Origin of the sequence: Streptomyces alkaliphilus (genome assembly GCF_014141535.1) — a bacterium.
Classification (GTDB): Bacteria; Actinomycetota; Actinomycetes; order Streptomycetales; family Streptomycetaceae; genus Streptomyces; species Streptomyces alkaliphilus.
In genome coordinates this window covers 1-2,311 of the sequence record NZ_VKHT01000819.1, presented here as the reverse complement: position 1 = coordinate 2,311, position 2,311 = coordinate 1, and the positions used below count along the sequence as shown (strand labels likewise).

At 72.7% G+C, this 2,311-nt stretch carries 2 protein-coding genes and 1 pseudogene; all 3 read right to left on the bottom strand.

Features of this window, described 5'->3' with window-relative positions; genetic code table 11:
* The coding region (gene ruvC / locus FNQ90_RS20115) for a crossover junction endodeoxyribonuclease RuvC (RefSeq protein ID WP_182607649.1) at window positions 1-480 on the bottom strand (480 nt) is incomplete at its 3' end.
* Window positions 481-763: 283 nt separating this feature from the next.
* Window positions 764-1,516, bottom strand: a complete 753-nt coding sequence (locus tag FNQ90_RS20110; RefSeq protein ID WP_182607648.1) for a YebC/PmpR family DNA-binding transcriptional regulator — start codon at window positions 1,514-1,516, stop codon at window positions 764-766.
* Window positions 1,517-1,696: 180 nt separating this feature from the next.
* Window positions 1,697-2,278: pseudogene (gene pdxT, locus FNQ90_RS20105) on the bottom strand (pyridoxal 5'-phosphate synthase glutaminase subunit PdxT); the annotation flags it as partial.
* Window positions 2,279-2,311: the final 33 nt, after the last annotated feature.

Below are 2,311 nucleotides of genomic sequence, written 5' to 3'. Positions count from 1 at the left end.
GTCCAGCGCCGGGGCGCGCCAGATGTGGCAGATCGCCAGCGCGAGGGCGTCGGCGGCGTCGGCGGGCGTGGGGGGTGCGGGGAGACGGAGCAGTCGGGTCACCATCGCGCCGACCCCGGCCTTGTCGGCCCGGCCGCTGCCGGTCACGGCCGCCTTGACCTCACTGGGGGTGTGCAGGGCGACCGGCAGGCCCCGGCGCGCCGCGCAGAGCATGGCGACCGCGGCGGCCTGGGCGGTGCCCATGACGGTGCTGACGTTGTGCTGGCTGAAGACCCGCTCGACGGCGACGCAGTCGGGCCGGTGTTCGTCCAACCACTCCTCCACTCCCCGCTCGATCTCCAGCAGACGCAGGGGGGTCGGGGTGTCGGCCGGGGTGCGCACGACGCCGAAGGCGCCCATCCGCAGGGGGCGCCCCGGTGCTCCCTCGACCACGCCGAGACCGCACCGGGTGAGCCCCGGGTCCACTCCGAGCACCCGCACTCCGTCACTCTCCCCTGATCGTCCCGGTCGTCCCGGTCGCCCCGGGAGCCGCTTCTCGCGCGCCCGGCGATGGCGGCCACCGGTATCGGCGGACCGCGCCGGTCCCTGCCGGCAGGCTAACGCCCACCTCCGACAATCGCCCGCAGCGGGCACGACGGCGTGCCGGTCGGGGACCGGCACGGCACCGACACGCCGTCCGGCCACCGGTGGAGGCCCGGTGGCCGAACGGCGTGTCGGTGCGGTACGACGGGCCGCGCGGGGCGACGGTCCCGGGAACGGACCCTCAGGCGTCGACGGCGGCCATGACCTCGTCGGAGACGTCGAAGTTGGCGAAGACGTTCTGGACGTCGTCGCTGTCCTCGAGGGCGTCGATCAGCTTGAAGATCTTTCGGGCCCCCTCCTCGTCCAGCTGCACCTGCATGGTGGGGACGAAGTTGGCGTCCGCGGAGTCGTAGTCGATGCCCGCGTCCTGGAGGGCGGTGCGCACCGCCACCAGGTCCGTGGCCTCGCTGAGCACCTCGAAGGTGTCCCCGAGGTCGTTGACCTCCTCGGCACCGGCCTCCAGGACCGCGGCGAGCACGTCGTCCTCGGTGAGCCCACCGCGGGGGACGATGACCACGCCCTTGCGGTTGAAGAGGTAGGACACCGAGCCCGGGTCGGCCATCGAGCCGCCGTTGCGGGTCATCGCGACCCGGACATCGGAGGCGGCCCGGTTGCGGTTGTCGGTCAGACACTCGATGAGCAGGGCGACCCCGTTGGGACCGTACCCCTCGTACATGATCGTCTCGTAGTCGGCACCGCCCGCCTCGAGACCCGCGCCGCGCTTGACCGCGCTGTCGATGTTCTTGTTGGGGACCGAACTCTTCTTGGCCTTCTGGATGGCGTCGTACAGGGTGGGGTTGCCGTCGGGATCGGCGCCCCCCATCCGCGCCGCGACCTCGATGTTCTTGATCAGCTTGGCGAAGAGCTTGCCGCGCTTGGCATCGATCACGGCCTTCTTGTGCTTGGTGGTTGCCCACTTGGAGTGGCCGGACACAGCCTCGCCCCTTCGATGTCACCTACGAACCGACGCGCCGATCCTACCCCCGGACGTTCACCCGGCCGGTACCGCGCGGACCGGTTCCGGTCGGCCGGTCGTCCCCGGTTCCCGGCGGTCGGGCACCGCCGGCGGCCCCACGGGGTCGGCCGCGTCCCCGGCGGCCCGGGGGCCGGTGACGGCGCGAACCATCTCCACGAACAGCGCGTGCACCCGATGGTCCCCGGTCAGCTCGGGGTGGAAGGCGGTGGCCAGCAGGCCACCGGAGCGCACCGCAACGGGGTGGCCGTCGCGCACCGCCAGCACCTCGACCCGCGGGCCGGCCCGTTCCACCCACGGCGCCCGGATGAAGACACCCTCCACGGGACCGCCCGAAACCCCCTCCAGGACGACCGGGGCCTCGAAGGACTCGTTCTGCCGGCCGAAGGCGTTGCGTCGCACGGTGATGTCGAGACCGCCGATGGTGCGCTGGCCGGAACGGGGATCCTCGATGTCGTCGGCGAGCATGATCATCCCCGCGCAGGAACCGTAGGCGGGCATCCCCGCGGCGACCCGCTCGCGCATCGGCTCCAGCAGGCCGAACGCCTCGGCCAGCTTGGAGATGGTGGTGGACTCCCCACCGGGGATCACCAACGCGTCCACCGCCGCGAGCTCGGCGGGGCGACGCACCGGCAGGGCGCGGGCCCCCACCGCGTCGAGGGCGGCGAGGTGTTCGCGAACGTCACCCTGAAGGGCGAGGACACCGATGACGGGCGTGGACACAGGGGGCGCACCTTTCCCGGGAGGGTCCCGGAC